We start from the raw sequence: 4,645 nt of genomic DNA, 5'->3' as shown, positions 1-4,645 counted from the left end.
TGGCTGCTGGACGGAAAGACCTGGTACTATCTGAAATCTAACGGAGCAATGGTGACAGGCTGGCTGCTGGACGGAAAGACCTGGTACTATCTGAAGTCTAACGGGGCAATGGCAACGGGCTGGCTGAAAGACGGCAGCAGATGGTATTATCTGAGAGACAACGGAGCAATGGCTTCCAACACGTGGATTGGAAAATATTATGTAAATAAGTCCGGTGTATGGACCAGAACAAGATAGAGTAAAAGTATTACAGCGAGGGATGTGTTCCGGATGGAACATATCCCTCGTATTGCGATAAAAACGTAAGAAATCAAACCAAAATCATATGAAAACGTACAAGAAAAATAAATTTCCAAAAAAATCCACCTTTTTAGTAAATGCGTGGAGAGACAGAATCTGTGAAATCTGTTATAATCCTCCATGAAGCTATATAGGTAATATGAGGCAGAAGACTTCAATTAATTCCTTGGAGATTTCTGCCTTTAATATACAGTGGAACTTAGGGGCATGCAGAAAGCACCCCTTACTACATACGCTGCGGGCGGGCATACCGCAGGTTTCTGCGGTTGTTCATATCTCATTTACGTTCACAGAAATGGGAAAGGCTGGAGGAGGAGAAAAACGTGTTAAAAGTGTTTTTAGTGGAAGACGAAGTAGTTATGCGCAAAGGGATTAAGAATAATATACCCTGGGAAAAAGAAGGCTTTGTTTTTGTGGGGGAGGCCAGCGACGGGGAGCTGGCGTATCCGCTGATCAAGAAGACGAAGCCGGATATCCTAATCACAGATATTAAAATGCCTTTTATGGATGGATTGGAATTGAGCAGCATTGTGAAAAAAGAAATGCCTAATACCAAGATTATTATTCTCAGCGGGTACGGAGAATTCGACTATGCAAAACAGGCTATCAGCATTGGGGTTACTGATTACCTGCTGAAGCCTATCAGCTCCGCTAAACTTCTGGAATCAATCAAGGAGGTTGCGGCTGTGATTGAAAAGGAGCAGGAACAGCTGAAAATGATGGAGCAGTACGAAAATGAGATGAAAGAAAATATTACCATCAAACGCCAGAATCTGTTCCAGAAAATACTTGCAGGTCAAAGCTCTGCTATGGAACTTATGGAGGAGGCCCAGGATCTGGGCCTGGAGCTCACCGCGCCGGCCTATCTGGTAATGATGTTTAAGACTGTCATATACGGAGACTCCAGCTGCTATTCCGAGGCGCTGGTGAAAGCATCAAAGGAGATTATGGATCTGGCAGCCTCCTACGAACAGGTGCTGACCTTCGACAGAGGACTGGAAGGTCTGGCATTTGTCATTAAAGGAGACGGTGAAGAGGAACTGCAGGATTTTACAGCAGAGTTTGTAAGAGCACTGAAAGCTGTGATGGACGGGTACCACAGCGTGGAATATTTTGGGGGGATCGGCAGCGTAGTACAGCGCCTGAGAGACCTGAGCCAGTCCTATGATGCGGCCAGCAAGGCATTTTCCAGCAGATTCTTTACGGAGTGGAATAAAATAGTCAGCTATAAAGACGTGAGCAAAATGCATCACCTGAACGAGGATAAAATTGATCTCAATGCCATTCAGTCCTCCCAGATGGACCGAAAAGAAGTAGAAGATTTTCTGAAAAACGGTACGACTGAGGAAGTAGACAACTTTATTGAAGAGTATTTCCTGCGGGTGGGGGAAAGCAACTATAAATCCTTGATGTTCCGGCAGTATATAGTCATGGATCTATTTGCCTGTGTGCTTGGATTTCTGGAGGGGCTGGGTGTGAATCCGGACAAATTGCCGGAGGAGCTGCAGAATATTAATGAGACGGCCACAAAGATTCTTTCCATAGAAAATCTGAAGTTCCGTCTTCGAAAGCTTTTCTCCGAAGCGATCCAGCTCAGAGACAATGCGTCCAAGGGAAAGTTCCATCTGCTTCTGGAGGAAGCCAAACATTATATAAAGGAAAATTATTACCACAATGATATCTCCCTGAATACCGTAGCCACCAATGTCAATATCAGCCCCAGCTATTTCAGCAGTATCTTCAGCCAGGAGACTGGTCAGACATTTACCGAATATCTCACCGAGGTGAGGATCGAAAAAGCAAAGGAGCTTCTTATGTGCACAAATCTCCGGGCTTCAGAGATTGGATATCAGGTAGGATATAAAGACTCCCATTATTTTAGTTACATATTTAAAAAGGAAACAGGCTGTACCCCAAAAGAATACCGGATGAGAGGCAGGTAGTTCTATGATGATGAAATTATCTCTGAGAAAGCGGCTTACTGTGCTCACCTGCAGCATCTTGGTTCCCTTGTGTATCCTGGTGCTCTCTCTGACTTTTATGCTGCTTTCTTATGGACAGAAGTATGACAGTGTCGTAAATAATATTTCGGTGGTCAACCGGTATAATACTACATTTAAAGACTGTGTGGACTATACTGCGTACCGCATGGTAATCGGGGGGAAGACTGCAGATGAACTGGTGGCAGCCAAGGATCCCAGGGATCAGTATGAAGGGCAGAGGATCCAAAACCCCAGGGAATTGATCGGCAATGCCAGAAAGGATTTCCAGTATCTGCTTACGGTGACAAAGGATCAAAAAAATGCCAGAAGAATTCGTTGGATATTGAAGTGCCTGAACACCCTGGATGACAGCATAAACAAGATGGAAAAGCAGGTAAAGCTTAGCGGGTACTACGCGGATAATATGAATATCCTGATCAACGGAATCTATATTATTACAGAAGATGTCCAGGAAAATATACAGGAATATGTATACTATGAAACTTTAGGATTTGAGGAAATCCGCCAGGATCTTTCCAGCAGCATCAGTCACTCGGTACAGATAAGCACAGCCGCTCTGATTGGGATATTGGGTGTCAGTATACTGATTTCCAGAAAAATTGCAAACAGTGTAACCAACCCCATCCGGGAATTATGTGCTGCTACAGAGCTGGTTGCCCACGGGGATTTTACTTCTCCTACGGAAATTGACTCCGGCAATGAACTCCAGGTACTGACGAACAGCTTTAATCATATGAAGGGTGCCATCGCAGTCCTGGTGGAGGATATTAAGAAAGAGCAGAAAAAACTGCGGGTAACGGAGCTGCGCCTTCTCCAGGCCCAGATTAATCCCCATTTCCTGTACAATACGCTGGATACGATTATGTGGCTGGCAGAAGGCGGGGATACAAAACAAGTAGTGCAGATGGTATCTGCCTTGTCAGACTTTTTCAGAACTGTGCTCAGCGAGGGCAAGGAAATGATCACCATACAGGAGGAGGAAGCGCATATCCGCAGCTATCTGATTATCCAGCAGTTCCGCTACCAGGATATTATGGAATATGAGATTGACATTGAATCTTCCTTATATACAAACCTGATTTTAAAGCTCACCCTGCAGCCGCTGGTGGAAAATGCGCTGTATCATGGAATTAAAAACAAACGAGGGGGAGGGAAAATCTGGGTAAAAGGATATAAGGTGGAAAACATAATTATATTTAAGGTTTCAGATAACGGGATTGGAATGGATGAGGAAGAACTTAAGGCCCTGGAAGACCATGTAAAAGAGCGGAAAGGAAAAAAAGGCGGCAGTTTTGGGCTTAGAAATGTAAATGAGAGGATTCAGATTACCTATGGGGAGGAGTACGGTCTGTCTTTTGAGAGTAAAAAGGCCTGTGGTACCACAGTGACAGTCACCTTGCCCGCGCTGGGTTAAAAGAAATTATACCTTTTTCGAAAAATATCTAACAAACAGCCAAAAACTAAAAAAATCGTAAGATAAAATACAAAATAGAGGAAGTTTTCGGTTTTTTTTATTTTCAAACTTGGTAGAATTAGATACATCAGAAGGATGTAAGAAACATCTGAATGGATACTATTAAACTATAATTAAGGAGGAACTAAAGTATGAAAAGAAAGGTATTAAGCGCGTTATTATGTGCAACAATGATGGCAGGGATGCTGGCAGGCTGTGGAAACGACTCCTCAGAATCCACCTCCACTGACACAGAGACAAAAACAGAGAGCACAGATGCTGCAGGAGCTGAGGACGAGGCCGATGCCAGTGACGCGAAAGCAGGAGATGACGATTTAATCGTAGTTGGTTATGCACAGGTTGGTGCAGAGTCTGACTGGAGAACTGCGAATACAGAATCCTTCAAATCTACTTTTACAGAAGAAAACGGATACAAGCTCATCTTTGATGATGCACAGCAGAAACAGGAAAACCAGATTAAAGCAATCAGAAGCTTTATTCAGCAGGATGTAGATTACATAGTAGTAGCACCTGTAGTAGAAACCGGATGGGAGACAGTACTTCAGGAAGCAAAAGAAGCAGGAATCCCTGTTATTCTTTCTGACAGACAGATGGATCTTTCCGATGACTCTCTGTATACCTGCTGGGTAGGCGGAAACTTCGTAAAAGAGGGTGAGGACGCAGGAGACTGGCTGGCACAGTATCTGGAGTCTAAAGGTAAAGGCGAAGAAGATGTAAACATTGTAACCTTACAGGGAACCATCGGAGCATCTGCTCAGGTTGGACGTACCGAAGGCTTTGGAAACAAACTGAAAGAACACAGCAACTGGCATATGTTAGATATGCAGACCGGAGAATTTACACAGGCAAAGGGCCAGGAAGTTATGGA

3 protein-coding genes and 1 pseudogene are annotated in these 4,645 nt (G+C 44.0%); all 4 read left to right on the top strand.

Features of this window, described 5'->3' with window-relative positions:
• A pseudogene (locus tag BUA56_RS22250) lies at positions 1-237 on the top strand (N-acetylmuramoyl-L-alanine amidase family protein); the annotation flags it as partial.
• Between the two features lie 386 nt (positions 238-623).
• Positions 624-2,243: a response regulator gene (locus tag BUA56_RS22245; RefSeq protein ID WP_072854940.1), complete on the top strand. Its 1,620-nt coding sequence runs from the start codon at positions 624-626 to the stop codon at positions 2,241-2,243.
• Between the two features lie 4 nt (positions 2,244-2,247).
• Positions 2,248-3,717 (top strand): sensor histidine kinase, encoded by a 1,470-nt coding sequence (locus BUA56_RS22240; protein WP_072854939.1) that lies wholly within the window; start codon positions 2,248-2,250, stop codon positions 3,715-3,717.
• Positions 3,718-3,908: 191 nt separating this feature from the next.
• Positions 3,909-4,645 (top strand): substrate-binding domain-containing protein (locus BUA56_RS22235; protein ID WP_072854938.1); only part of this gene is annotated, 737 nt, incomplete at its 3' end.

This window comes from Lactonifactor longoviformis DSM 17459, from assembly GCF_900129135.1.
In the GTDB taxonomy this organism is placed as follows: Bacteria; Bacillota; Clostridia; order Lachnospirales; family Lachnospiraceae; genus Lactonifactor; species Lactonifactor longoviformis.
This window is presented reverse-complemented; position numbering and strand designations above follow the sequence as displayed.